The following is a 23,978-nucleotide window of genomic DNA, read 5'->3' as shown; positions in this document are numbered from 1 at the left end:
CAGGGGACGGGGGGTGACGGCGGCGGGGACGGACAGGGCCGCCCCGGCCCGCGGTGCGTGCGGTGCGCGGGATGCGTGCGGTGCCGGCCCACGGGCCCGCCCGCCGCGGCCGCGGCGGATGCGGCGGACGGCGGCGGTTGGGGGTGCGGGCCGGTCACGGATGTCCTTGGGCTGTCGGGGCCCGGCACGGGCCGGGGAACGGCTCGGGCCGGCGGGTCGCCGGGCGGGGGAGGGTGCGCCGGCTAGGGCAGAAGCCGCACGGGCCGGGGGCCGGTGACGGCGGCGGGCCGTGCGGCGGACGTCGCGGGAGAGCCGAGCCAGTGGGCGCACCGGGGCCGCCGTGAGGGCCCGCCCTGTCTCACTGCACTCATCAGCACTTCTGGCTTCCCTCGGTCGCGGCAGGCTTCCCATGGCACACTTTTCGGCCAACTGGTAGCTGAAAAGAGCCAGTTGGCCGTGCTCGTAAACGATATCTTGTCGTGTCCACCCTGCGCGGCCCGGATGACCTGGGGATCTTGTGGAGGACGGGGCCGATATGGGCCCAACCCGGCCGGTAAGCACCACGGCCGTACGACGGCTCGGGGCGCGGCGGGCGGCAGAAGACCCCGGCTGGACGGGGGAGACCAGCCGGGGCCGTAGGTGGTGGCACGCGGAGGGCGGTCGCCTCTCGGCGAAAGGCTCCATGGGGCTTCAGCCGAACGATCGTCCCCATGGGCAATAGGTGGGCCCGGGGACACTGTCCCCTCCGCAGCCACGTACACAAGAACGCGCGGGTGGGGCGGATTGTTCCCGGCCTCAGCCGCCCAGTGCCACCGCGGCCGCGACCGCCGGGCCGAAGGCGCCGCCGAGCTGGTAGCAGAGGCTGAACAGGCCGAGCGCGGCCGGGCGCTGGGCGGCCGGCGCGGCCGCGGTCGCATGCACCGCCAGCGTCGCCTGGCCGGTGCTGGTGGCCAGCACCGCCAGTGCCGCGGCGAGCAGCAGCAGCGGCGCCCAGGGGGCCGCCGCGGCGGTGAGCGGGGCGAGCGCGCCCAGCGTGATCAGGACGGCCAGGACCCGGGGGCGGCTCATGCGGCCCGCGGCCGCGGCCAGCACCATCGACAGCGCCGAGCCGGCCAGCAGGGCCGCCAGCTGGCCGGCGCCGACGGTGGCCGAGGTCCAGCCGGTGCGCTCGCGCAGCAGCTGCGGGACGGTGAACAGCAGGGCGAAGTAGGAGGTCGCCAGCGCGCAGGCGAGCACGGCCGAGATCACGAAGGCCGGGGCGCGCAGCAGGGCGGCCGGCACGAAACCGGCGGGCCGGGAGCGGACGTGCAGGGCCAGCAGCACGGCTGCGGCCGCCGCCGCGCCGGCCGCGGGCAGCGGGTGCCGCGGCACGAGCACCAGAGCCGTCGCCGCCACGGCCAGCAGGGCCGCGCCCCGGCCGTCGAAGGGCGCGCCGGCCGGCGGCGCGGACAGGTCGGCGCGGCGCAGGACCGCGGGCAGCGCCGACAGGGCGAGCACGCCCACGGCCAGCGACAGCCGCCAGGAGACGGTGTGCGTGAGGGTGGCGCCGAGCAGCGGGCCGACCGCTCCCATCGTCCCGAACCCCGCGCTGATCACGCCCATCCGGCGCACCGAGCCTGCCAGGCTCATCGCCGCGGTGACCAGGCCCGCGCCGCCCGCGGCCTGTGCCGCCCGGCCCGCCACCGCCAGCGGCAGCCAGGGCGCCGCGGCCAGGGCGGCGGTACCGGCGATGAGCAGGACGGTGCTCAGCCGGAGCGTGGGGCCCAAGCCGCGCCGCCGCAGCAGGCCCGCCATCAGCGGGGTGCCGACCGCCATGGCCCAGGCGTGGACGGTGACCAGCCAGGCCGCCGAGGCCACCGGCACGCCCAGGGAGCCGGCCATGTCGGGCAGGACCAGGACGGGCGCGTTGGCGCTCGCGGCCACCGGGGCGGCCAGCAGCGCCAGCCACAGGGCCGGGACCCGGCGCGCGGCACCGGCCGCGGCGGACAGGGCGGAAGGGCCGGAAGGGGAGGAAGGGCCGGAAGGGCCGGGAGGGCCGGGAGGGGAGGGCGGGGCGGTGCGGGTGCGCACGGACATGGGCATGGCGGCGGCTCCGGAGGGGCGGGCAGGACGGCAGGGCGGGTCGCGAAGCCGGGCCGAGGAGGGACGGGAGACCCTGCGGTCTCAACCATCTCGACACTGAGATGGAAGCATCTGGTTATCCCAGGGTCAAGTATCTCGAATCTAAGAGAACCAGTACTGATAGAGTTCCTGCCGAGACAAGCCGAGACAATCCGCACGGGACTCGCACCGGGGACACCCGGGGCAGACCGGGGGACACCCGGGACTCCGGACCGGCGGAATCCGTACCGAGAGGATGTGGCGGCGATGAGCGACGCCGTGGACGCGATCATCGGCCAGTGGGCCGCCGAGCGCCCCGACGTGACCGGCGACCTCTGGCCCGTCGAGCTCTTCGGACGCATCCAGCGCCTGGGCGTCGTCGTGGAGAAGTCGGTCAAGGCCACCGCCGCCCGGCACGGCCTGGACGCCGGCGAGTTCGACGTCCTGACCACCCTGCAGCGCTCCGGCCCGCCCTACGCCCTGACCGCCGGCACCTTCCTCAAGGCGTCCATGGTCTCCTCCGGCACGATCACCAACCGGGTCGACAAGATGGAGGCCAAGGGCCTGGTGGAACGGGTGCGCGACGGCGAGGACCGCCGCACCGTCAAGATCCGCCTCACCGACCGCGGACACGAGGTCACCCGGGCCCTGTTCACCGACCACCTGGCCAACTACGCCCGCCTGCTGGCGGACGTGGACCGCGACCTGGTCGAACAGGCCGGCACGGGACTGCGCCAGGTCCTGGAGGCCCTGGGCGACACCACCATCACGTGAGCGGACACCGGGGCGCCTCCACGAGAGCCCCGGCCCGCATACGCCTGCGCGTCGGCCCGGCGACCACGCCGGGCGGCCACCGGAACCCGCCCCCGCACCCCCACCCCCGCTGCGACCCGCCCGGTTCCGGCCACCTCAAGGCTGGACGTGGCCTGCACAAATGGCCGATCCTGGCCGGATGTTGCTCAGCGCGCACGAGGCCGACCCGTTCGAGAACGCCCGGGGCCGGCTGGAGGCGATCGCCTACCGGCTCCTCGGCTCGGCCGGCGACGCCGAGGACGCGGTGCAGGACACCTACCTGCGCTGGCACGCCGCCGACCGCGCACGCATCGAGACCCCCGAGGCATGGCTGACCAAGGTCCTCACCAACCTCTGCCTCAACCAGCTCACTTCGGCCCGGGCCCGCCGGGAGACCTACGTGGGCCAGTGGCTGCCCGAACCGGTCCTGGCCGGCGACCGCATGCTCGGCCCGGCCGACACCGCCGAGCAGCGCGAGTCGGTGTCCCTGGCGGTACTCACCCTCATGGAACGCCTCTCGCCCAACGAACGCGTGGTCTACGTCCTGCGCGAGGCCTTCGGCCACACGCACCGCGAGATCGCCCGGATCCTCGGCCTGACCGAGGCCAACTGCCAGCAGATCTACCGGCGGGCCCGACAGCACGTCACCACCGGCCGCCCGCGCGCCCGGGCGGACGCGGCCACCGCCCGCAAGATCGTCGAGGAATTCCTGGCCGCGGCCCTCAGCGGCGACACCGAACCCCTGGTCAAACTGCTCGCCCACGACGCGGTCAGCGTGGCCGACGGCGGCAGCAAGATCTCCGCCCGCAGGACCCCGCTGATCGGCGCGCTGCGCATCGCCCGCTACCTGCGGCGCCTGTTCCGCGCCGACGCGGCCAAACGGGCCCGGTTCGGCGACAGCGTCACCCTGCACGCCGCCGTCGTCAACGACGACCCCGCCGTCCTGGTCGGGGCCGGCGAGGAGATCATCGGCGTCATCGGCCTCGACGCGGACCCCGAGGGCACCGTCCGGGCCCTCCACCTCCAGGTCAACCCCGACAAGCTGACCCGCATCACGCGCCAGTGGCGGGCCGGCGGCCCCCACCGCCCCCTGGCGAAGGTGTGGTGACCCACATCACGCCCGCTCCCTGTCAGGGATCGCGGCCCTGTCCGGTTCAGGAGGTGAATCAGCCAGACGGGAGCCCACCATGAAGCACCGCATCGTCGTCCTGGGAGCCGGCTACGCCGGAGCCATCACCGCCGGCCGCCTCGCCCGCCGCCTGCACCGCGACGACGTCGAGATCACCCTGGTCAACGCCGACCCCGACTTCGTCGAACGCGTACGCCTGCACCAGCTCGCCGCCGGCCAGGACCTGCCGCGCCGCCCGCTGCGCGAGATCTACGCGGGCACCGGCGTACACCTGCGCACCGCCCGCGTCACCGCCCTCGACACGCAGGCCAAGAACGTCACCCTCACCGACGAGCACGGCACCCGCGCCCTGGCCTACGACACCCTCGTCTACGCGCTGGGCAGCACCGCCGCCGACCAGGGCGTCCCCGGCGCCGCCGAGCACGCCCACCACATCGCGGGCAGGCAGGCGGCACTGCGACTGCGGGCCCGCCTGGCCGAGTTGGCGCCGGGCGCCCGCGTCCTGGTCGCGGGAGGCGGACTGACCGCCATCGAGGCGGCCACCGAGATCGCCGAATCCCACCCGCACCTCCAGGTCGCCGTCGCCGCCCGCGCCGGCATCGGCGACTGGCTCAGCGACAAGGCACGCCGCCACCTGGACGCCGCCTTCGCCCGCCTGGGCATCACGCGCCACGAACACACCGACATCACCGAGGTCCGCGCCGGGAGTGTGCTCACCGCGGCGGGGCCGATCCCGGCCGATGCGACCGTGTGGACCACCGGGTTCACCGTCCACCCGATCGCGGCCGCCACCACCCTGGAGGTCTCCGCCACCGGGCAGATCCTCGTCGACGCCACCCTGCGCTCGCTCTCGCACCCCGACGTGTACGCCGTCGGCGACGCCGCACTGGCCCCGGGCGCGGGCGGCGGCCCGCTGCGGATGGGCTGCGCCACCGCCACCCCGATGGCGTGGCACGCCGCCGACGTGCTCGCGGCCCGCCTGGCCGGCCGCAAGGTCCCCCGGACCACGATCGGTTACGCCGCCCAGTGCGTCAGCCTCGGCCGCCGCGACGCCATCGTGCAGCGCGTCACCCAAGAGGACGAGGTCACCCCCACCGTCCTGACGGGCCGCGCCGGCGCCCGCGTCAAGGAACTCATCTGCGCCTCCACCTTCTGGAGCGTCACCCACCCGACCATGCTCCTGCCCGCCCGCCGCCACCGCCTGACCCCGGCCGCCACGGACCGGCCCACCCCGGCCACCGTGTGACCCCCCGCCGGCCGGCGCGGGTTCCCTCCCGGAGGCAACCCGCCCGCCGGACCGGTCCCACGGCAGGCGAAGACGAGACCGGCACAAGAACGCGGAAGAAGACCCCCAAGGAGAAGCCCCCAAGGAGAAGATCCCCAAGGCAAGAATCCCAAGGGCGAGAATCCCAAGGAGAAGAACCGGACAGCGTGATATTTTTGAAGGGTTCGTACGGCTATGGATCGAGGATGAAAGGGAGGCGGGGCTGATGACCGCGCTCAAGGCCACTGCACCGCGCAGCGCCCGGATCACCCTCACGTCCCGGGCGACGGTCTGACCCAGCCGCCCGGTCCCGCTGGAGCGTGAGCTCGCGGGACACCCCCCTGACGAACCTCACCATGAAACGGATCCTCACCCCGTCATGCGTACCCACGACACCTGGCTCACCCGCGCCGAGACCGGCGCCGACATCCCCGCCGTCCGCGCCATCAACCTGGCGGCCTTCGACACCCCGCAGGAGGCCGACCTCGTCGACGCCCTGCGCGCCGACTCCTCCTGGATCGAGGGCCTGTCCCTGGTCGCCGCCGACCAGGACGGCACACTCGTCGGCCACGCCCTGCTGACCCGCTGCCACATCGGCGACAGCCCGGCCCTGTGCCTGGCCCCCGTCGCCGTACGGCCCGACCAGCAGAAGACCGGCGCCGGTTCGGCCGTCATCCGCGCGGCACTGGCCGCCGCCAAGGAACGGGGGGAGTACCACGTGACCGTCCTCGGCCACCCCGCGTACTACCCCAGGTTCGGCTTCGGCCGCGCCTCCCTGCATGGCATCGGCCTGAGCATCGAGGTCCCGGACGAGGCCATGATGGCCCTCACCCTGGACGAGAGCCGCCCGCTGCCCTCCGGCACCGTCCGCTACGCGGCCCCCTTCGGGATCTGACCCCCGGCCCGCCGGGCGAAGGAGCCACCCTCCCTCGCCCGGCGGGCCCACCCGCACCCGCCCGCCCCCTCCCTGCGGCGACCCGGGGCCCCGGCGACCCGGCGCCTCTGCGGTACGACTGATCCATCCGAGCGGGTGACACACACCCCCTTCACCCCCAACTGCCCCACGCCGCCCGCTATCACCGTCACATGACCACCACCAAGCCGATGCTGCACGGCCTGACCGCCGCCGCCCTCCTGGCCCTGCCCGCCCTCACCCTCACCCCGGCATCCGCCGCGCCCCAGGCCCCCGCACCGCAGCGGATGAGCCTGGCCGACGCCGTCAAGGCCCTGCCGCAGGCGCCCGAATCCCGCCAGAACCACGAACGCACCGGCGCCACCGACCGCCCGGACGACCAGGGCTGCACGACCCGCGCCAAGGTCCTGATCGCCGAGTCCCGCACCGCACCCGTCATCGAGGGCCCCTGCACCGTGACCTCCGGCACCTGGTACTCCTACTACGACGGACGCACCGTCACCGACCCCCGCGCCCTGGCCGTCAGCCACACCGTCCCGCTCGCCGAGGCCCAGGACTCCGGCGCCTGGCGGTGGAGCGCGCAGCGCCGCCACGCCTACGCCCACGACCTCGACGCCGAGGCCGGCCTGCTGGCCGTCACCCAGGAGAGCAGCCGCTCCAAGGCCGACCAGGACCCCGCCCAGTGGCTGCCGCCGCTGGCCGACGCCCGCTGCACCTACGCCGCCGAGTGGACCGGGACCAAGCTCCGCTGGGGGCTGAGCGCCGACCGGGCCGAGGTCACCGCGCTGGCCGCGCTCGCCGAGGGCTGCGGACGCCAGGAAGTCACCTACGTACAGGCTCCCGAGACCCCCCGCACCTGACCCCGGCCGCCGTGCGGCCAACCCCTAGCCGACATCGAGGTCGGCGTGCTGCAGGTCGTGGTCGGAGAAGTCGCTCGGGTGCACGCCGTGCCCGCGCGCGGTGATGCCGCGCAGGAAGATGTAGTCGAACTTGCTGAACCAGTCGGTGGTCGGCCGGCATCCGGCGGTCGAGGGAGGACGGCAGGCGGGGTCCGCGTCCCGGGCGACGGCCCAGATCCGGGTCAGCTCGGGCGCCTCGGGCACGGCGTTGAAGTCGCCGAGCACGACGGCGCGTTCGTGCCGCGCCACGGCCGCGGCGAGCACGGGCGTCTGCGCCGCCCGCACGTCCTCCTGGCGCCGCTGGGCGAGGTGGGTGTTAAAGACCCGCACGGAACGGCCGCCCACCGTCGTGGTGACGGCCAGATACCCGCGGTCCTCCGATCCGCCGTCGGGGTACTCCACGTTCTCGCGGTCCGTCATCGGGGCCGCCGAGAGGATCGCCTGACCAAAGCCCCCCGGGCTCCACGGCCAGCCCCCGCAGCGGCTGCGGCTGCGCAGCACCGAGCCGTACTCCACGTGGTAGACGAGCCCGTAGACGTGCTCCAGGTGCTCCCGGATCATCTCGACGTCCCGCACGCACGCCTCCTGCATCCCGATGACCTGCGGCGCGTAGGTGGCGATGTCCGCGGCCCGCCCCAGGTTCTGCCCGCTGGCGTTGCACGGATTGCAGATGTTCCACGTCATGACCCGGTCCGCCACGACCTCGCGGGGCGCACCGGCGGGCAGCGGCCGGGCGATGAGCGCGCCGTTGGGCGCACTGGGCCCCAGCAGCGCCACACAGGCCACGATCACCACCGCCGCGACCACCCGCGCGCCCACTCTGCCCACCGCCGCCTCCTCAAGGTGCCCCCACATGCCATCACATGACACCGCCGCGCACCCAGAGGATCACCCCGATCGCAGCGCCCGGATCCGCACCGGACGCCACCGGAGGGGGGGCCGCCGCCGTCAGCTTCGCTCCGCGACACCCCGCAAACGGGCGAATATGTCCGGCAGTTGAGGCCGCAGCCGGTGTACTGGCCCCTTCTGGCAGTGACCTTCCGTACTGGAGTGACATGAGCACGCGCAACATCCCCCTGGCCCTCGGTCTCGCCGCCGTCGCCCTGGCCGGCGGCGCCGGCACCGCGGCCGCGATCGGCGACGACGCGGGCACGACCAGCGCCAGCGGCAACGGCGCCGGACAGGCGTTCGGCAACAGCGCCACCCAGGGGAACCTGAGCCCGCAGGCCACCCTGGTCGACGGCTCGCTGAACAAGCTCTGCGCCGGCATCCCGGCCAAGGCCAACGTGGGCTCCCTGGTGGGCATCCTCGTCCCCGTCGCGGTCCAGGACATCCCCGTCCTGTCCGCGCCGCAGAACCAGCAGTGCGCCGAGAACTCCACCCAGGCCAAGGGCGACGAGCCCATCTCGCACGTCCTGGAGGACATCCCGGCCCTGTCGGGCAACGGCATCAACAACCACTGAGCCGCCCACGCGTGCTGCGGGCCGGACCCCCAGGGGCCCGGCCCGCAGTGCTGCGCGAGGAGCCACCGAAAGCCTTCCACCGCCACCGCACTGCCCGCGAAACTGGGGCATGGACTGGATTTCCCCCCTCACCGGCCTCCTCGGCGTCCTCGTCGGCGGTCTGATCACCTGGCGCACCTCCACGACCGCCCTGGACCGCCAGCTCCAAGAGGCCAAGGAAGCACGCGGGGAGAGCGAGCGGATCACCGTCGCGACCGGCCTGTCCGCCGCCCTGGCCGCACTGGAGACCCAGGCCGCCAAGACCCCGCCCGACACCCGCCGCTACGCCGACCCCGACCTCACCCGCGAGGCGATCCGGCGGGAGCACCACGCCGAACAGGAGTGGGAGGCCCGCTGGGAGACACTGCTGCGCGCGGTGCGGATGGCCGCCCTGGAGGTCCGCGACGCACCCCTGCGCCAACGCCTCCTGGACGCCACCACCTACCTGCAGAGCCTGCGCATGATGGAGTACGCCTTCCCCCACGCCAACCGGGCCTGGTTCCTGCGCACCGCGGTGGACCACCTGATCGAGTGCGTCTACGCCTGGCGCCGCGGCGACACCCCACCACCGGCCCACAAAGCCCTCGACGACCTCAAGCACTCCTACGAGCTGCGCGTGGAGGAGTACGAGAGCGACGCCCGGCACGAGCGCGAGGAACGCGAAGGACGCCAGCGTGAACGCGCTGCGGCCCGCCGCCTCCTTCCCCCGGGAGAGGACCGGGCCTGACACCCCGGACCGGACAGGCCGGGGCGTACGCCGAAGCACCGGGGCGGCACTTCATCCGCAGGGGAAGTGCCTCGTCCGCAGGGGAAGTGCCTCGCCCGCAGGGGAAGTACAAGCCTCAGGGGAAGTACAAGGACGCCTTCTCCAGCACATGGCGGGTGAACATCCCGCCCCACGCGACCCCGCCCCGGTACATGGTGACCCGCGAGACCCCGGCGCCCGTCTCCACGGTCAGGGGGCGGCCGATCACGGACGTGCCCAGGATCCGGGCGTCCTGGGCGGCCCAGTCCCGCGCGGACGCCTCGACCCGACCGCTGACCAGGGCGGGCAGCACCATCATCGCGTTGCGCGCGCCGGGCAGGCCGCTGCGCAGGCTCTGCGCGTAGGACATCGCCCACTTGGTGAACTCCGCCATCGCCGCACCATCGACACCGGGCACGGCGGCGGCCAGCACGACCAGCTCCACCTTGGTGCCGAACCACCGGGTCTTACGGTCCGCACGGTCACCGACGGCCACCCGGCAGGCGCCCCACGCGGACGAGGTCACCCCGCACCCGTCGGCCGACAGCCGCTCGCGGAGCGCCGTCAGGTAGGTGTGGGCCGCATCGGCGGGCGGCGCTCCATCGGTTCGCTGCTCAGTCATGCGTGGATCCTGCACCACCGGCGGGGCGGGGGGAAGACACCTCCACCCCCCGCCTCCCTCCCCGCAAAAACCGCCAACTGCCGCCCCGCACAGGGGAGATGACCACAGGAAGGCGCACCGGCACACCGGCGGGATGCAGCTAGCCCACTGGGGCTGCCGGGGCCGCCAGGCGGAAGCCCACACCGATGGCCGCCAGATCCCTCTCGTACGCGCCGTGCCGGCGGGCGCACCGGGCCAGGTCCCGGTCGTGGCGGAACGCGCCGCCCCGGGTGACGTGCCGGTCGTGCGCCCAGTCCTCGGTGACCGGGACCTCCTCGGGGGCGCCCGGGTAGGGGGCGTACAGGGTGGAGGTCCACTCGTCGGCGTTGCCCGCCATGTCCAGGACCCCGAAGGGGCTGGCCCCTTGAGGGAAGGAGCCGACCGGCGTCGTGGTGCCGATGCCGAGGTCGGTCAGATTGGCCAGGCCGGTGCGGTACTCCCGGCCCCAGGGGAACTCCCGGCCGTCCGCCCCCCGCGCGGCCCGCTCCCACTCGTCCTCCGTGGGCAGCCGCACGGCGCAGCCCAGCCGCGCGCCGATCCACCGGCAGTATGCCGCCGCCTCCTCCCAGGCGACCCCGATGACCGGATGGTCCGCCACACCCCGCGGGGCCGGCCTGCCGGTGGCCGCCGCGAACGGGGCCCACTGGCCGACCGTGACCGGGGTGCGGGCGATCCGGAACGCCGGGACATGAACCTCCGCGCGCGGGGCCTCCTTCAGATACCACTCCCGCGGCACCCCGGTGTCCGCGTAACGCCGGGCCACCGCCGCCACCTCCTCGGCCGGCGTCCCGCGCAGCAGCAGCCCGCCCGGCACCTCCACCCAGTCCACCGCCTCGTCCTGCTTCCCCTGCCCCACCCGCATGCCCCCTCCTTGGTCTCCTTGGTCCGGTCGCACGAACAACCCTCATGCTCACCACAGGAGTCGGGGCAGGCATCGGCCCAAGGTCCCCTCATGGCAGCGACCTTGGGACCAGAACCCACCCCCTGAAACCGGATCACGGCACGCCCGCCGCCAGCTACGTCCCGGAATTCGGGGTAAGCGGGCCACGCAGCCGGTCGCAGCGTCCGCCGGCTGCCGGACACCAGGAGTGGGCGGCCGCGGTGCGCCCTCATCGAGACAGGTCACCCACCACGTGACCGAACGGGAGGACCGATGATCGTCGTACTGCTCTGCCTCTTCGCCCTCATGGGGCTGGTCCAGGTCATCAAGCCCCAGCTGCTGTGGAGGATGAACAGACCCCTCCAGCGCCCCTTCGTACGGGACTACGACGCCACCGAACCGACCAAGGCGGGCTACACCATGACCAGGGTGGTGGGCGTCGTCTTCCTGGTCGCGGTCGCCTGGATGCTCATCACCCACCTCACCTGACCACCGCACCGCAGGTGGCACGCGCCCGCGACCAGGCCTGACCGTTCGGGCAGCCGACCCTGCCCCCGGCCACCGCCCCGCACCTCTTCACCCGCCCCGCCCGCACCCCCACACTGATCGGATGCGTACGCAGGCACCGGCTCGGCACGAGGGCCACCGCACACCCCCGACACGTCCGGCGCGCCTCCAGCCGGACACCGGCTACCTGCCCGTGAGCGTCCCGCCGCACCTGGCGGCCCTCCAGCGCGGCGCGGGAAACCAGGCGTTCAACGCCGCCCTCCAGCGTGCCGAGACCACCGACGCCACCGAGACACCGGCCACGCAGGCGGCCAAGCCCTGGACGGTCTTCGGCGTGGACGGCAAGAACCAGCCGCAGCTGCGGTCCGCCGTGGAGGCCGGCTACCGCCGCTTCGACTGCGCCGAGAGCTACGGCAACAGCACCGCGCTGCTGGCGGACGAACTGGCCGCACTGCCCCGCAACGCCTACGAGGTCATCTACAAGTTCGACGTACGGGCGGGGGAGCGGCCCGAGGAACTGCGCGCACGCCTGGCCGCGGTGGCCCAGCTCTTCGCGGGCCGCATCGACGGGCTGGTCATCCACAACATCGGCGAGGACGACCAGGCGGCCCGCACCGCCTGGCACGTGCTGACCGAACTGAAGGACCAGAAGGTGGCCGCGGGGATCGGCGTGGGCAACGTCGGCGTCACCCACGCCGCCCTGCTGGGCGAACTGGGCGATGCCGCGCCCATCGACATCGTGGAGAACTCCCTGGAGTCGATCCTCACCGACCCGGCCCTGAAGGACCTGGTCAAGGACACCGGGGCCGCGCTCTACTACTACGGTGCCCAGCGCGTGGCCCAGCAGGTCGCGGGGGAGAGCGGAACCGATGTGACCGAGGCCCTCAAGGCGGCGGCCGAGACGGTCAACGGCCTGCACGGCGCGGGACGCGAGGGCAGCACCTCGATGATCACCAGCAGCGGCGACCCGGACCGCCAGCGGGAAAACCTCCGTCAGCTCACCCTCAGCCCGGACTCGCTCGACTTCGACGTGGACTACGGGGCGCTGGACGCGGTGGACCAGTGGCGCAAGAACAACAACTCCTGCACGGACAACGACACCGCCTTCGAACTTCCCGCCCCGGTACGCGCTTTCCTCCAAGAGGCCCTCCGCAACCAGGACGCGCTGCGCGCCGCGCTGGCCCAGCAGAACGCGACCCCGGACCGCCAGGCGGTCACCGACTGGGTCCACGGCCGCTGGGGCATCGACCCGGCCGTCCTGGACGGTGTGACGGTGCCCAGCCGCAAGGGGCTGAAGAAGCAGTTCCTGCGGATGCCGGTGAGCGCCGTCCTGGCCGCCCTGTTCGGGGCGAGGAACTGCGACCACAAGTGGTCGATCGAGCTGGTGCAGCTGCTGCTGGCCGACGTGGGGTCGTGGGACGAGTTGTCCCCGTACCTCAGGGAAATCACCGACTGACCGGCCCCCTGCGTGCCTCCCGGCCCTGCCCGGCCCTGCCCGGCGGGGGCCGGGGCGGGCCGGGAAGTGCTCCCCGGCCCGCACCTGCGGTGGTCCGTCCCGGTCAGCAGGAGACGCCGCTCTTGCCTCGCCGGTAGGCGATCCTGCGCCGGGCGCCGGCGACGAGGCAGGCGATGGCGACGCCGGTCAGTCCTCCGAACAGGAGGCCGCCGACGGGGTCGTTGTCGTCGGCCCACGAGATGGCGACGACGACGGCGCACCATGCCGCGCCGGCGGCCAGGGCGATGCGGTCACCGTCGAGGGTTCGCCATGCGGAGCGGCGGTGGGACCGTCGGGTCAGCCAGACCTCGACGAGGACGAAGACGGCGATGAGCGCGAGCCAGAGGGTCGTCATCGAAGGGCACCTTTCTGCGTCGGCATGTCAGCGGCAGTATCCGTCGCCCTGCTTGCCCGAGTATTCACCGGGTTTCCCGTAGCTCTTGATCTTCAGGCACTTCTTGTGGGACTGGGCGATGTTGGCCATCGTGGTGATCGCGGCCACGGTGATGCCGGCGGCGGTGGTGAATCCGGCGGGTATGGACGCGATGATGGTGGCGGCGAGCCCGCCTCCCAGCGCGATCTTCCGTGTTTCGCTCTTGTTGAAGTAGACCGTGCCGCTGACGATGCCCCAGGTGTAGTGGGGGTCCGCGACCACCGGGTAGGCCGTGGCGTCGTTGGTGTGGATGCTCTGCACCAGCGTGTCGCCCTCGAGCTTGTAGCTGGTGGCGATGTCCTTGCCGTCGGCATCCTTGGCCCACGGTGCCGAGATGGTGCCCTTGAGGGTGGTGAAGCCCTGCCCGGAGTCCTGGAAGATGTCGTAGCCGCCGCTGTCGTTGGCGGCCAGGTGGGCTCCGGCCGGTATCCGCAGTCCGAAGCGCTGCTCGGTGGGGGCGTCTTCGTCCTTGAGGGAGACCAGCGTGCGGACGCCGCCCTCGGCGGTGGGCTGGACGGCGAGGTCGGTGGAGTCGGCGGCGTCGGCGTAGACGATGGTCCCGGCCCCCGCTCTCACGCCCTGCACGCTCTTGTCCCGTGTGCTCTTGTCCTGCGGCAGGGCGAGCCCGAACGTGGAGCCGTCGGGGGCGGTCGTCTGCACACGTCCGGCGGTGTCCTCGGGCACGCGGACGGTCACCGTCCCGGCGTCGGTCGACGTCAGGCTCCGTGCGGCTAAGCCCCGGGCGGTCGAGGAGGCTGCCAGGTCCTGCGTGCCCGTGACCCGCTCGATGCTCGCGGCCGACTTCTGGTGGCGCCGGTCCAGTGCGTCGGCCGAGGCCGACGGGGCGATCGCCAGGACGAGTGAGGTGGCGGTCACGGCGGCGACCAGGCCTGTTGCGCTGCGCTGACGGTTGTTCATGAAACCCTCTCGTGCGTGTTCGACAGCACCTCGGTGGGGGAGCCGGGCGCCGGCTCCCCCACCGAAATGATCTTGAAAGACAGTGCCATATGCCGCAGCGTGTGCGAAAGGGCTCCATAAGGCCCAGGTGAGAATCGGGACTTTGGTCCCGACGGTGCGACGTCGGAACGGCGCACTGGCGCGGCGGCGCGATGGTCTCGACCGTGAGGTCCTGGTTCCGAGGTCGCCCGCCGCGGGGCTGGCCCCAACCCTCGCGTCCCATGAGTGATCAGCAGGCGATCGGATGGGCGATTCGGTGCGCGATCGGGCGCATGATCGTAGGTACGCTGCCTCTCGGAGGTGAGCCCTGTGGCCACGGATGATCAGTTGTTCGGTGCGGTGGACGCACTGCTGGAGCAAGTCGCCGACCTGCCCGAACCGGTCGAGCGCAGGCGGCTGCGGGAGGCCGCCGGGCTGAGCCAGACGCAGGTCGCGACCGCGTTGAACACCCGCAGGGAGACGGTCGCGAGCTGGGAGGCGACCCAGCCGGGACGCCGCCGTGAACCGCGCCCGCCGCAACGGGCCGCCTACGCCCGCCTGCTGGAGAAGCTGTCCGAACGCTTCCCCGCCCCCGCCGCCGACCAGGCCACTGCTCCCGCCCCGGGCCCCGGCTCCGCCGCCCCTGTCGCCGAGCCGTCCCCCGTCCCCGTACCGCAGCCGCACCTCCAGCCCCGTCCCCCGGCCGCACCCGTGCCCGCGCCGGCGCCCGAACCCCCCGGTGCGGCGGCAGCCCCCGCGGCCCCGGCCGCCGCCAAGTCCCGCCGGGCGCCCGCCGCCGGACCGGCCCCGACGGGGCGCCGCCCGGCGAAGAAGAGCGCCCCTGCCGCAGCCGACCCGCGCTTCGCGAACGGCCCGCTGGCCGTCGTCGACGCGGATGCCGACGGGCAGGTGTCGGCGTACTGCGTCGGCGGCCTGGTCCTGGACGTGCCCGCCAAGTCGCTGCCCGCGCTGGTGGAGTGGACGCTGTCCGAGGCCCGGCTCGGGCAGGCCCGGCTGCACCGCAACGGCCGCGACGCCGACCCGGTCCTGGTCCTGACCCGGGCCGCACTGGAGCGCTACGGCCTGCCCGCCGCCCTGTCCGAGGAAGAGCGGCGCACCGGCCGGCTGCCCGACGACCACACGGTCGTCCGGCAGATCCAGCGTGCCGGTCTGCAGCTCACCCGCCGCGGCCTGGGCCCCTGGGCCCGCATCTACCGCGAGCCCGAGGGCTCCCGGCGCCGCTGCGTCCAGCTGTGCATCCTGGCGTGGAACGCGCTGGACGCCAGGGAGTGGGACAAGAGGGACGACCCGCAGCTGCCGACGATGCACCCCGCCGACCTCGCCCGCTACCTCGGCCTGTACGCACAGCGGGTGATGACACCGCGCGGCACCACCGCCGTCACCGGCCTGGAGCTGATGGTCGCGCTGCGCCCGCCGACCCGCGCGGAGAAGGACACCGCGAGCGGCGAGTTCAAGCGGGCGTTCAACGACGACGCGCTCACCGCCGTCCACGACGTCGTGGAGTGCGAGGTCCCCGACGAACACCCCGTCCTCAAGGGGAAGTTCGCCCGCCACCACCTGCGCACCCCCGCCGAGATGCTGATGGAGGAGCCCTACGACTGGTGCCGGCCGCTGACCGACCAGGAGTGCATGAACCCCTTCCTGGTCGCGGTCGACATCAACATGTCGTTCGCCGCGGCCGCGAACGGCCTCACCGTCGGCCTGAACGGCCCCACCCACCTGACCGACGGCCCGGCCTTCGACGCCGCGCTGCCCGGCTCGTGGCTGGTCGACCTGAGCCATGTCGACCTGTCCCGGGTGGAACTGGGCGGCCGCACCGTCGACGGCGACCGGCTCCCGTCACCGTTCACACCCAAGGGCGACCGCCCCACCGGACCTGCCTGGTATGCCACGCCCACCGTCGCCTACGCGGTCGAGCTCGGCTTCGACGTCGCGCCGATCGAGGCCTATGTACGTACGGTCTCGGGCCGCTACCTGGATGGCTGGTACAAGCGGCTGCGCGACGCCTACGTGGCGACCATGGCCGACCTCGGCGTGAGCACCGATCTGGGCGGCAGCGCGTTCCTGGACGCGATGGCCCGCGCCGGGACCGCCGATCCCACCATGGCGCTGCTGGCCACCGCCATCAAGGCCACGGCCAAGGGCGGCATCGGCAAGCTGCGCCAGCGCAGCCGGGGCCAAGTGCCCTACTACGAGCCCTATCCGGCGCTCGAACGCGAGACGTGGCGCCCCGACATCCGGGCGGCGGTCCTGGCCGGCCAGCGCGTCGGTCTGCACCGCAAGCTGATGAAGACGGCGGCGGCCGCCGACCTGTATCCGGTGGCGGTCGGCACCGACGCGATCGTCTACCCCTCGTCCGGCCCGTCCCCGCTGGACGTCCTGCCGCACACCGAGGAGGGCAAGCCGGTGCCCGGCGGCTTCCGGCTGGGCGTCTCGCCGGGGATGGTCAAGCACCAGGGCACCCGGAGCGTGCTGTGGGCCGAGGAGCAGTTCGAGGCGGCGGGCGGCGTGTTCAACATCGCCAACCTCATCAAGAGCGACCCGAGCGCCGGAGCGGGGGAGTAGCGGGCCATGACGGACTTGCTCGCGGACAGCCTGGACCGTGCCCTGGAGTCGGCGTTCACCCGCCGTATCCCGCAGAGCGCGCAGGCGCAGATGAGATACCTGGTCAAGCAGCTCAAGGGCACCCGTGCCGCGGCTCAGGCGCTGGGGGTGTCCCAGCGCACCGTGGAGCGGTACGTGGCGGGCCGGCTCAAGCGGCCCCGCAAGGACCTGCGGGCCCGCCTGGAGGGCGAGGTCAAGAAGCGGTGGCAGCCGCAGGTCAGGGCGAAGGCCCGCAGGAGAGCGGCCTCCTCCGACGGCCTGGTCGTCTCCACCCGCGCCCGCTTCGGCTTCACCGCGGCCCCCGGGACCACCGACGACGCCCGGGTCCGCGACATCACCCAGGCCCTGCCGCCCCAGTGGGCCGAGCGCCTGTTCACCGCCCGCGAGCAGGGCGCCGACGAACGGCAGCTCCAGCAGATCGCGGCCGACGGCCTGGCCCAGATGTACTTCCGCGCCAACGACTCCCGCGCGCGGGGGCTGGGGGTGGAGTTCACCGACGTGGAACACATCCGGATCGACCTGTAGAAGCATGCCCGCCCACTGGCTGCGGACTGCCGTCCCCAGCCGGGGCGGACAGCGGGCCAGCTCCACCGCTCCGCACTGAAGCGTGCGGACCCGGGCGGCGCGCACGTGAGGCGACATGCCGCAGGGGCTGGTGACGTGGCGTCACCAGCCCCTGCCGGGTGGGGTGTCAGCGTCTGCGGGTCCGGGTCCGGCTGCTGCCGATGCCCGCCACCTGCAGGGCCAGAGCGATCAGCCCGAGCAGCATCACGTTGGTCGAGGAGAACACATCGTTGGTGCTGATGTCGGCCGCGTTGATCAGGAAAGCGACGAAGAACAGCACTGCTGCGACTATGCCGGCCATGGCAGGAGCCTCTCTGGTAGGGAGTGAACCCCGTATGCCCAACTGCGGCCCATGCAGGCGTGGCAGGGCGCCGTATATCCGCTGATGCCGACGAACCGCCTCGTCCGGTCGTCGGAGAGCGCGGATCATCCCTCGACAACCTGTACTGACTTTCGAGTAACATCGGCCCCCGGCAGGACGGCCGCGCCCTCGCCCGCGCTCTGACTGGAGGCCTCATGCCCCGCCCCGACCGCTCCTCACTGCTGCTCGCCGGGCTGCTGGCCGGTGCCGGTGTGCTGCATTTCGCCACGCCGAGGCCGTTCGACGCGATGGTGCCGCGCGTCCTGCCCGGGTCGCCGCGCACCTGGACCCGGGCGAGCGGAGTCGTCGAGTTCGCCCTGGCCGCGGGTGTCGCGCTGCCCCGCACCCGCCGCCCGGCCGCGCGCGCGGCGGCCGTCTACTTCGTGGGCATCCTCCCGGGCAACGCGCAGATGGCCCTCGACTGGCGCGACCGCCCCGCCCCCTTGCGGGCCGCCGCCCTGGCCCGGCTCCCGCTCCAGGTGCCGCTGGTGCTGTGGGCACGCGCGGTGGCGGACCGGGCGGCAAAGGACTGACCCCCGGCGCCGGAGCTCGACCCCCTCCCGCACGTCCGCCCCCGAACCAGACCGGCCGCGACGACCAACCACCCCCCCCGCCCCGGCAACACCGGGGGAGCGGAAGGCGGTTCACGGCATCTGCGGCACCCGGAACCTGCGCCGGTACTCGCTCGGCGTGGTGTTCAGACGGCGCCGGAACGCCCGTACCAGCGTGTCCACCGTGCCGAAACCGCAGGCGGACGCGATCCGTTCGAGCGTGGCGTCCGAGGACTCCAGGTCGTGGCGTGCCTTCTCCACGCGCACCGACTCGATGTACGCGTGCGGGGTCACGCCCAGTTCGGTCTTGAAGAGCCGCGTCAGGTGCCGGTCGCTGACATGCGCGTACGCGGCAAGATCGGCGACGGACAGCGGTTCGCCGATGCGGCGCAGGATGTGGTGGCGCAGGTCCTCGATGCGCCGCGTCGTGGAGACCTGGGCCAGCGGAACACTGAACTGGCTCTGCCCGCTGGGGCGTTTGAGGTACATCACCAGCTGGCGGGCCACCCGCAGCGCGACCGCCTCGCCCAGATCGTCGGCGATCAGGGCCAGGGACAGGTCCAGGCAGGCGCTGATGCCCGCCCCGGTCCACACGTTGTCCTCGCGGATGAAGATGGGGTCGGCGTCGACCTCCACGGCCGGGTGGTCGGCGGCCAGTTGCTGCGCGGTCGACCAGTGCGTGGTCGCCCGCTTGCCGTCCAGCAGCCCCGCCGCGGCCAGCAGGTGCGCGCCCACGCACACGGAGGTGATCCGGTGCGAGCGTCCGGCGAGCACCTTCACCCAGGCGACGAGGCCGGGGTCGACGAGCGGGTGCACGCGGCGCTCCTCGTCCACCTCCACGGCGCCGGGCACCAGGAGCGTGTCGATGCTGCGCCGGGCCGCCTCCTCGAAGGTGAGGTCGGGCAGGATGCGCACGCCCGCGCCGGTGACGACCGGGTCCATGGTCGCGGCGGCCAGCACGACCTGGTAGCCCGCCGCCTCGTCGGTCTCGCGCAGCGCGAGGGAGAACACCTCGGGGGGCCCGGTGACGTCGAGCAGGTCGACGCCCCCGAAGAGCACGATGACGATGAGCCGTCTGGCGGCGGTGTCCGGCACGGATCCCTCCCGGTCGAGCGGGCCGGCCGCGGGCGGCCGGACAGCGGGCATGTCTGGATCTGCAGGCTACATGTCATTGCCGACGTCCCGGCCCGGTCCTAGCGTTAGCAGCGCAGCTCGGCGGACCACCGCGAACTGCACCTTTCCCACGCATCTCCGAAGGCGGTACACCCATGTCCAGAACCACGCTGCGCGAGCTCAACGGCTTCGACCAGACGCCCGCGAAGCTGGCCGGCTCGACACTGATCCTGATCGACTTCCAGAACACCTACACCCAGGGCGTCATGGAACTCGACGGCTGGGAGAAGTCCCTCGAGGCCGCCGCGCAGCTGCTGGCACGGGCCCGCGAGGCCGGCACCAAGATCGTGCACGTCATCAACGACGGCGGCGAGGGCACCCCGTACGACATCCGCGCCGAGATCGGCAGCATCCACCCCAGGGTCGCCCCCCTGGAGGGCGAGCCGGTCGTCGTCAAGCAGGCCCCGAACGCCTTCGTCGGCACCGACCTGGCCACCCACCTCACCGAGGGCCAGGACGTCGTCATCGCGGGCTGGATGACCCACATGTGCGTGGCGTTCACCGCGCAGGGCGCCTTCCTCAACGGCCACCGCCCCACCGTCGTCGCCGAGGCCACCGCGACCCGCTCGCTCCCGGTCACCGGCACCGACCTGGACGCCTGCCAGGTCCACTACAGCGCGCTGGCCACCATCGCCGACCTGTACGGAGTCGTGGTCCCCACCCACAAGGAGATCGTCTGATGAAGACCAACCTGCTCCGTACCGCCGCGGCCCTGGGCGCCGCCGCCGTGCTCGCCACCACCCTGTCCGCCTGCGGCGGCAGCTCCCAGGCCGCCACCCGCACCGACAGCCGCGACCAGCGCCACGAGAAGAACTACGCCAAGGACACCACCACGCTGCGCCAGCTGATGAAGCTGGACGAGACGCCCGCGAAGCTGTCGAACGCGACGCTGGTCCTGGTCGACTACCAGAACGTCTACACCGGCGGCACCATGGAGCTCACCGGCTGGCGCGAGGCGGTCAAGAACACCAAGACCCTCCTGGAGCGGGCCCGCAAGGCGCACACACCCGTCATCCACATCGTGGAGAAGGGCTACGACCTCAAGTCGAAGGCCGGGCAGATCATCCCCGACCTCAAGCCGGTCAAGGGGGAGAGCGTCGTGGAGAAGGCCGTCCCCAACGGCTTCCACGACACCCACCTGGCCGCCGAGCTCAAGAAGACCGGCCGCAAGAACGTCATCATCTCCGGCTTCATGACGCACATGTGCACCCTGTTCACCACCGAGGGCGCCGTCTACAACGGCTACAACCCCACCGTGATCGGCGACGCCTCGGCGACCCGCCCGCTCCCGGTCAACGGCAACCCCCGCGGCATCCCCGCCCGCCAGGTGCACGAGGCCGCCCTCGCCACGATCCAGGACCGCTTCGGCGTCGTGGTCCCCAAGCAGCGCGACCTCAAGTAGCGCCCACGCGCCGCACGCGGCACCCCACGAGCCCCGCCCGACGTCCGCGGGCCGCACGCCGCACCCGCGCAGCACCCCACCCGGGGTCCGCGCACGCACCCCACCCGACGTCCGCGCACTTCGGCAGGGAAGCAGCCCCGGCGCTTCCCTGCCGAAGCGCGCGCCCAGATCTCACCCCCACCCCATCCCCCCAACAGGGAGATTCCCCCCAATGAATGCAATTCCCCCCCAGCGCCACAGACCGATTTCAACAGCCCCATGGAGAAAACGAAGATGGCCACGCGCAGAAGCTTCATAGGCAGCGCCACCGGCGTCAGCACCGCCGCCCTGCTCGGCTACACGGCGACCCCGAGCGCCGCCGACACCCTCCCGGCGGACAGTGCCGCCGCCGCGGTCACCCAGGAACAGGCTCGCGAGTCGATGTTCGCCGTCAACGCGGGCATGCGCGCCAACTACGCCACCCTCAAAGCCGAGTTGATCAAACACCTGGCCCCGGTGGTCGTCGTCCAGAACGACGCCAAGGGCGGCCGGTTCACCCTCGTCACCAGTAGCGGGCAGGAGTCCGTCAACCCCGTCTCCCCGACGTTCGAGTTGGCGAAGTCCATCGCCCACACCCCGCTCGGCATCTTCTCCGTGATCGCCTCGTACCTCTCGGACAAGATCCCGAACCTGCCGAACGCGGACCGCATCGACCCGCACGACCTGGTGATGGTCGCCTACAACGACGACACCTCCACCGCCTGGATCGAGCCCCTGAAGGCCTACGCGGCCAAGCTCTCCACGGCCCGCCAGAACCTGCCCGCCGCCGGCCTGCCCGCCGCGCTGCAGACCTCCTGCGCCACGATCCTCGACGGCGCCCTGGCGTTCATCAAGTCCTCCGTCGCCGCCAAGCACTTCGACATGGCGTCCTTCGAGAAGTTCTCCGGCAGCGTCTACCCGGCCATCCGCACCAACATGGAGCACGCCTCGCAGGCCCAGATCAAGGGCGTGCAGGACATCATGAAGACCTGGCGCGCCAAGGTCGGCGAGACGGCGTGGGCCGACCTGTACTGCGTGGTCATCTCGCAGTGGACCACCAGCGTGCTCAACCAGAACACCATCATCATCAAGGACTGCATGAACGCGGCGAAGGTCTCCACCCACCTGATCGACCTGCCCGGCCTCGAACCGCCGGCCGACCCGGTCTTCACCGCCCTGGACAACCTCGCGCGCATCGTGCAGGACAACATCGCCGCGGAGATGGTCTTCCCCAAGGCCACCGTGGTCGCCGACGCCCTCAAGGGCCAGCAGGACCTGCTCTCCGACGAGATCCTTCACCAGCTCGGCAGCACCACGGTCACCCCGCAGGCCGCACCCCAGTACAACACCGTCGCCGCCCCGGGAGTGTGCCCCGTCCGCAAGTAGCCGCACGGCAGCACGGCCCGCGCCCGGCCCGGCCGTGCGGTCCGCGGCCGGGCCGGGGGAGCGGCCACGGGCCCGCGCCGTGGCACCCCCGGCCCCTGTCGCCCTCCTAAGATCCAGTTCCTGTGAACGGAAATGGACATCAGCCACAGCAGGTTGAGAGCCGGGCGCCCGTGCCCGCGCCGGTACGGGGCGACGCGGGCGAGGGCGGCGGCAGGGGACCGGCCGCCAGACGCCGCCTCGCGGCACGGTGCCGCACGGTGAGCGAGGCACGCTGGTTCGCCCTCACCGCCTTCGCCCTCATCCTGGCCAACGCCGCCGTCCTGGGCATCGAGACCTACTCCGGCATCGCCGACCGGTGGGACGCTCAGCTCAGGATGGTCGAACACGGCTTCCTGGTGGCCTTCACCCTGGAAATAATCCTCCGCGCCTGCGCCCATGCCGACCGCCCCGCCGCCTTCTTCCGCGACCCCTGGAACCTCTTCGACCTCGCGGTCGTCCTGTGCGCCTGCGCGCCCGCGGTACGCGAGAACGCCACCGTCCTGCGCCTGCTGCGCCTGGCACGCGTGGTCAGGGCGGCCCGCTTCCTGCCCCAACTGCGCATCGTGCTGGTCGCGGTGGGCCGCAGCCTGCCCGGCACCGTCAGCTTCGTGCTCGTGGGCACCCTGCTGCTGTACGTGTACGCGATGGTGGGCTGGGTCTTCTTCGCCGACGCCGACCCCGGACACTTCGGCTCCATCGGCCGCGCGGCCCTGACCCTGTTCCTCCTGGTCACCCTGGACGGCCTGGGGGACAGCGTCCGGGCCGGCCTGGAGATCTCCCGCTGGAGCATCTTCTACTACGCCTCGTACGTCCTCATCGCCTCCTTCATCCTGGTCAACGTCCTGATCGGCGTGGTCATCACGTCCCTCGAAGAGGCCCGCACCCTGGAGGAGGAAGAGGCTGCCCGGGGCACGGCGGACGCCCGCGACGGACAGACGGCCGCCCGGGACCGGCAGGCGGACGGGGCGGGCGGCACCCCGCCCGCCCCGCCCGCCCCGCGCGCCGCGCAGGACGAGCTGCAGGCCCGCATCGCCACGGCCCGCCGTGCACTGGACGACCTGGAGGAGAGCCTGCGGCACCTGCCCGCGCCGCACCCCCGCGAAGAGCTGAGGAGTGCTCAGGCCGGGCGCGGGCACCCGTAAATCGACAAGCGTGTAGAGGAGAGAGGCGGGCGGGCATGGAGATCTCGGGCATCATCAGCGCGATACTCATCGGCATCGTGGTCGGCATCCTGGGGCGACTGGTCGTCCCGGGACGCCAGCGCATCGGAGTGCTCTGGACGATCCTCGTCGGCATCGCCGCGGCCTTGGTCGGCACGGGCATCGCCGCCGGATTCGACGTCGCCGACACCAAGGGCATCGACTGGATCGAACTCGCCATCCAGACGGGCCTGGCCGCTCTGGGCGTCGCGGCCCTGGACAGGTTCAAGTCCCGCTCCTGACCGGGCCGCAGGCCGCACCGGGGTCCCGGACCGCACCGCGCGCCACCGGCGCCCCCGTCAGCCCCTGTATCAGCCCCTGTACACCGGAGGGACCTCCACCGGGCCCCGCCGGGGGAACGAAAGGCCGAGGCGGACACGGCCGGCGGGCCGAGGAACCCCGTC

The 23,978-nt window shown here is 72.9% G+C and carries 25 protein-coding genes; 17 read left to right on the top strand and 8 right to left on the bottom strand.

Going from position 1 to position 23,978, the window contains the following annotated elements:
- Positions 1 to 795 precede the first annotated feature (795 nt).
- Positions 796 to 2,082: an MFS transporter gene (locus ACFYXE_RS35910; protein ID WP_389320011.1), complete on the bottom strand. Its 1,287-nt coding sequence runs from the start codon at positions 2,080 to 2,082 to the stop codon at positions 796 to 798.
- Between the two features lie 285 nt (positions 2,083 to 2,367).
- Here ACFYXE_RS35910 and ACFYXE_RS35905 point away from each other — a divergent pair, with 285 nt between their 5' ends.
- From ACFYXE_RS35905 to ACFYXE_RS35885, 5 genes are all read left to right on the top strand, one after another.
- A complete protein-coding gene (locus ACFYXE_RS35905; protein WP_361177035.1) occupies positions 2,368 to 2,874 on the top strand; it encodes a MarR family transcriptional regulator in 507 nt (168 codons plus the stop codon).
- Between the two features lie 178 nt (positions 2,875 to 3,052).
- A complete protein-coding gene (gene sigJ, locus ACFYXE_RS35900; RefSeq protein WP_389320007.1) occupies positions 3,053 to 4,000 on the top strand; it encodes an RNA polymerase sigma factor SigJ in 948 nt (315 codons plus the stop codon).
- 79 nt (positions 4,001 to 4,079) lie between these two features.
- The gene (locus ACFYXE_RS35895; protein ID WP_389320004.1) at positions 4,080 to 5,267 is read left to right on the top strand and encodes an NAD(P)/FAD-dependent oxidoreductase; all 1,188 of its coding nucleotides are present in this window, start codon (positions 4,080 to 4,082) and stop codon (positions 5,265 to 5,267) included.
- A 397-nt stretch (positions 5,268 to 5,664) separates the two neighbouring features.
- On the top strand, positions 5,665 to 6,180 hold the full coding sequence (locus tag ACFYXE_RS35890; RefSeq protein WP_389320001.1) for a GNAT family N-acetyltransferase: 516 nt from the start codon (positions 5,665 to 5,667) through the stop codon (positions 6,178 to 6,180).
- 191 nt (positions 6,181 to 6,371) lie between these two features.
- A complete protein-coding gene (locus tag ACFYXE_RS35885; protein ID WP_389319998.1) occupies positions 6,372 to 7,058 on the top strand; it encodes an HNH endonuclease in 687 nt (228 codons plus the stop codon).
- Positions 7,059 to 7,082: 24 nt separating this feature from the next.
- On the opposite strand, the gene ACFYXE_RS35880 is transcribed toward ACFYXE_RS35885, so the two are convergent.
- Positions 7,083 to 7,952, bottom strand: a complete 870-nt coding sequence (locus ACFYXE_RS35880; RefSeq protein WP_389319995.1) for an endonuclease/exonuclease/phosphatase family protein — start codon at positions 7,950 to 7,952, stop codon at positions 7,083 to 7,085.
- Between the two features lie 200 nt (positions 7,953 to 8,152).
- Here ACFYXE_RS35880 and ACFYXE_RS35875 point away from each other — a divergent pair, with 200 nt between their 5' ends.
- Both ACFYXE_RS35875 and ACFYXE_RS35870 read left to right on the top strand, forming a co-directional pair.
- Complete coding sequence (locus ACFYXE_RS35875) at positions 8,153 to 8,560, top strand: rodlin (RefSeq protein ID WP_361177024.1); 408 nt, start codon at positions 8,153 to 8,155, stop codon at positions 8,558 to 8,560.
- Positions 8,561 to 8,669: 109 nt separating this feature from the next.
- A complete protein-coding gene (locus ACFYXE_RS35870; protein ID WP_389319991.1) occupies positions 8,670 to 9,326 on the top strand; it encodes a hypothetical protein in 657 nt (218 codons plus the stop codon).
- A 115-nt stretch (positions 9,327 to 9,441) separates the two neighbouring features.
- On the opposite strand, the gene ACFYXE_RS35865 is transcribed toward ACFYXE_RS35870, so the two are convergent.
- Both ACFYXE_RS35865 and ACFYXE_RS35860 read right to left on the bottom strand, forming a co-directional pair.
- Positions 9,442 to 9,966, bottom strand: a complete 525-nt coding sequence (locus ACFYXE_RS35865; RefSeq protein ID WP_389319988.1) for a hypothetical protein — start codon at positions 9,964 to 9,966, stop codon at positions 9,442 to 9,444.
- A 139-nt stretch (positions 9,967 to 10,105) separates the two neighbouring features.
- Positions 10,106 to 10,867 carry a formylglycine-generating enzyme family protein gene (locus tag ACFYXE_RS35860; protein ID WP_389319985.1) on the bottom strand — a complete coding sequence of 254 codons (762 nt, stop codon included), beginning with the start codon at positions 10,865 to 10,867 and terminating at the stop codon, positions 10,106 to 10,108.
- Between the two features lie 291 nt (positions 10,868 to 11,158).
- Between ACFYXE_RS35860 and ACFYXE_RS35855 the strand changes: the two genes are divergently transcribed.
- Both ACFYXE_RS35855 and ACFYXE_RS35850 read left to right on the top strand, forming a co-directional pair.
- Positions 11,159 to 11,374, top strand: coding sequence for a DUF6199 family natural product biosynthesis protein (locus ACFYXE_RS35855; RefSeq protein WP_389319982.1), 216 nt, complete (start codon positions 11,159 to 11,161; stop codon positions 11,372 to 11,374).
- Positions 11,375 to 11,495: 121 nt separating this feature from the next.
- Positions 11,496 to 12,848, top strand: a complete 1,353-nt coding sequence (locus ACFYXE_RS35850) for an aldo/keto reductase (protein ID WP_389319979.1) — start codon at positions 11,496 to 11,498, stop codon at positions 12,846 to 12,848.
- A 103-nt stretch (positions 12,849 to 12,951) separates the two neighbouring features.
- Here the strand turns inward: ACFYXE_RS35850 and ACFYXE_RS35845 are convergent, their stop codons facing one another.
- Both ACFYXE_RS35845 and ACFYXE_RS35840 read right to left on the bottom strand, forming a co-directional pair.
- Positions 12,952 to 13,242, bottom strand: coding sequence for a hypothetical protein (locus tag ACFYXE_RS35845; RefSeq protein WP_389319976.1), 291 nt, complete (start codon positions 13,240 to 13,242; stop codon positions 12,952 to 12,954).
- A gap of 27 nt (positions 13,243 to 13,269) precedes the next feature.
- Positions 13,270 to 14,238 carry a hypothetical protein gene (locus ACFYXE_RS35840; RefSeq protein WP_389319973.1) on the bottom strand — a complete coding sequence of 323 codons (969 nt, stop codon included), beginning with the start codon at positions 14,236 to 14,238 and terminating at the stop codon, positions 13,270 to 13,272.
- Positions 14,239 to 14,586: 348 nt separating this feature from the next.
- Between ACFYXE_RS35840 and tap the strand changes: the two genes are divergently transcribed.
- Both tap and tpg read left to right on the top strand, forming a co-directional pair.
- On the top strand, positions 14,587 to 16,842 hold the full coding sequence (gene tap / locus ACFYXE_RS35835; RefSeq protein WP_389319970.1) for a telomere-associated protein Tap: 2,256 nt from the start codon (positions 14,587 to 14,589) through the stop codon (positions 16,840 to 16,842).
- 6 nt (positions 16,843 to 16,848) lie between these two features.
- Complete coding sequence (gene tpg, locus ACFYXE_RS35830; protein WP_389319966.1) at positions 16,849 to 17,406, top strand: telomere-protecting terminal protein Tpg; 558 nt, start codon at positions 16,849 to 16,851, stop codon at positions 17,404 to 17,406.
- 166 nt (positions 17,407 to 17,572) lie between these two features.
- Here the strand turns inward: tpg and ACFYXE_RS35825 are convergent, their stop codons facing one another.
- Entirely contained in the window at positions 17,573 to 17,746 is a 174-nt protein-coding gene (locus tag ACFYXE_RS35825; protein WP_361177004.1) for a hypothetical protein, read from the bottom strand.
- 215 nt (positions 17,747 to 17,961) lie between these two features.
- Between ACFYXE_RS35825 and ACFYXE_RS35820 the strand changes: the two genes are divergently transcribed.
- Positions 17,962 to 18,339: a DoxX family protein gene (locus tag ACFYXE_RS35820; protein ID WP_361177002.1), complete on the top strand. Its 378-nt coding sequence runs from the start codon at positions 17,962 to 17,964 to the stop codon at positions 18,337 to 18,339.
- A 111-nt stretch (positions 18,340 to 18,450) separates the two neighbouring features.
- Here ACFYXE_RS35820 and ACFYXE_RS35815 read toward each other — a convergent pair whose 3' ends face one another.
- Positions 18,451 to 19,503, bottom strand: coding sequence for a GlxA family transcriptional regulator (locus tag ACFYXE_RS35815; protein WP_389319961.1), 1,053 nt, complete (start codon positions 19,501 to 19,503; stop codon positions 18,451 to 18,453).
- Between the two features lie 122 nt (positions 19,504 to 19,625).
- On the opposite strand from ACFYXE_RS35815, the gene ACFYXE_RS35810 reads away from it, so the two are divergent.
- The 5 genes from ACFYXE_RS35810 (at position 19,626) to ACFYXE_RS35790 (ending at position 23,816) form a co-directional block, all read left to right on the top strand.
- Positions 19,626 to 20,210 carry an isochorismatase family protein gene (locus tag ACFYXE_RS35810; RefSeq protein WP_389319958.1) on the top strand — a complete coding sequence of 195 codons (585 nt, stop codon included), beginning with the start codon at positions 19,626 to 19,628 and terminating at the stop codon, positions 20,208 to 20,210.
- Positions 20,210 to 20,932: a cysteine hydrolase family protein gene (locus ACFYXE_RS35805; protein ID WP_389319955.1), complete on the top strand. Its 723-nt coding sequence runs from the start codon at positions 20,210 to 20,212 to the stop codon at positions 20,930 to 20,932. The genes ACFYXE_RS35810 and ACFYXE_RS35805 overlap by 1 nt, the downstream gene beginning before the upstream one ends.
- Positions 20,933 to 21,205: 273 nt before the next feature.
- The gene (locus ACFYXE_RS35800) at positions 21,206 to 22,336 is read left to right on the top strand and encodes a hypothetical protein (protein ID WP_361176994.1); all 1,131 of its coding nucleotides are present in this window, start codon (positions 21,206 to 21,208) and stop codon (positions 22,334 to 22,336) included.
- Between the two features lie 257 nt (positions 22,337 to 22,593).
- Entirely contained in the window at positions 22,594 to 23,517 is a 924-nt protein-coding gene (locus ACFYXE_RS35795) for an ion transporter (RefSeq protein WP_389319950.1), read from the top strand.
- A 35-nt stretch (positions 23,518 to 23,552) separates the two neighbouring features.
- Entirely contained in the window at positions 23,553 to 23,816 is a 264-nt protein-coding gene (locus ACFYXE_RS35790; protein WP_389319946.1) for a GlsB/YeaQ/YmgE family stress response membrane protein, read from the top strand.
- Positions 23,817 to 23,978 lie beyond the last annotated feature (162 nt).

The organism is Streptomyces sp. NPDC002564 (genome assembly GCF_042889645.1).
In the GTDB taxonomy this organism is placed as follows: Bacteria; Actinomycetota; Actinomycetes; order Streptomycetales; family Streptomycetaceae; genus Streptomyces.
This window is presented reverse-complemented; position numbering and strand designations above follow the sequence as displayed.